At 53.6% G+C, this 1,551-nt stretch carries 2 protein-coding genes and 1 pseudogene; all 3 read right to left on the reverse strand.

Translation table 11 applies throughout. From position 1 onward, the window contains the following. Positions 1-605, reverse strand: a 605-nt coding sequence (locus ACR0IO_RS22960; protein ID WP_480745150.1) for a DNA-methyltransferase, incomplete at its 3' end; no start/stop codon positions are given. A 100-nt stretch (positions 606-705) separates the two neighbouring features. Then, positions 706-1,338, reverse strand: coding sequence for a ribonuclease HII (locus ACR0IO_RS22965; RefSeq protein ID WP_480745152.1), 633 nt, complete (start codon positions 1,336-1,338; stop codon positions 706-708). 10 nt (positions 1,339-1,348) lie between these two features. Further along, positions 1,349-1,551, reverse strand: a pseudogene (locus ACR0IO_RS22970) (coenzyme F420 hydrogenase); the annotation flags it as partial.

A 1,551-nucleotide genomic window follows, 5' to 3' on the forward strand; every position in this document is an offset into this window, starting at 1 on the left:
TTTTGCGTTGGATGTGCCTTTTCGCCCCGCGAGTTCTTCAAACGCTCACCGCCATTACAAATCGGCAAAAGCCAATCAGAGCGCATTTGAATCCCCTCATTTAGGGATTTGAGCGCCTCATAATTGAACGTGTATTTCGCTGCTTCAGATTTCGAAGCCCAGATCATCGTCTCATGGGCATTTGTCAAACGCTTGCCGCGGAAATTGGGCATCGGATTGGATTTGCGCCAAACAACATCATTCAGCAACCAATAGCCTTGGTTTTGCAGTTCGGCCCCCACGCGGAAAATGTTGTGATACGAGCCAATCACCCAAATCGCGCCATTCGGCTTGAGGATACGGCGCGCCGCAGCGAGCCAGGTTTGCGTGAATTCGTCATAGGCACGGAAGCTGTCGAATTGATCCCAATGATCATCCACCGCATCTACAAGCGAATTGTCGGGGCGATGCAAATCACCCTTGAGCTGAAGGTTGTAAGGCGGGTCGGCGAAAATCAGATCGACCGAACCTTCAGGAAGGCTGTTCATCACATCAATGCTATCACCAGCCAATATCTGGTTAAGCGGCAGGGCATGCGCCCCCGCGGGATTGGTTTTCGTCTTCATTACTGCCTCTGACTTTTAATCGTCACGGCGCCATTTTTTGACGCTCATCTTGAGGCCTAAGATGAGTCGAAACTAATTCGCCGTCAATTTATTTTTTGAATCAAAGACTTACAAGATGACGTTGATACAAGATATTGTGGACGGGCTTGAATGAACGTCTATGGTGCGGGGTCACCCCAATATCTTGAAGGGCTTGAAGGTGGGCTTTTGAGGGGTAGCCCGCGTTTTTCTCCCAGCCGTAGCCCGCAAACTGTTGCGATAATGTCACCATCAGCCGATCCCGTGTTACCTTGGCCATGATAGAAGCCGCCGAAATCGAAACAGAACGGGCATCACCTTTGATGATTGCAGTGGCAGGGCTGGGCAAATCAGGGGGAATGGCATTGCCGTCAATCAGCGCATGATCTGGACAGCGGGAGAGACCAAGCACCGCACGGCGCATGGCCAAAAAAGTCGCGTTGCGAATATTCAGCTCATCAATCTCGGCAACGCTCGCCTCTGCGATACTGACCTCGGCCCGCGCGGCAATCTCATCGAACAGCGCCTCGCGCCGCTTTTGGCTGAGCGTTTTGGAATCATGCAAACCTTCGGGAATATCGCTTGGGTTTAGGATAACGGCTGCGGCCATAACAGGCCCCGCCAACGGGCCGCGCCCCACCTCATCCACGCCCGCGACAAGGCCGCCGATCTGCGTCTCAAAACTGAAATCTGGCGCGAGATTGGGTTTGGTCATAGTCGCGAGATTACGGATTACCATCCTCGCGCGCAATCTCGGATGGATTGGGCCCCACCCCATAGCGCGCAGCAAGGCTCCAGACATGGGCGGGAACCATATTCTTCATCTTGGCAGGATGACTGCGGCGCAAATGTAAGATGGTTTCAATCGCTTTCATCTCGACCCGCGCGCGGGCAAATTCCAAGCCACGCGGCCCAAGACGAGGCTGGA

The organism is Ruegeria sp. CE12 (assembly GCF_056537525.1).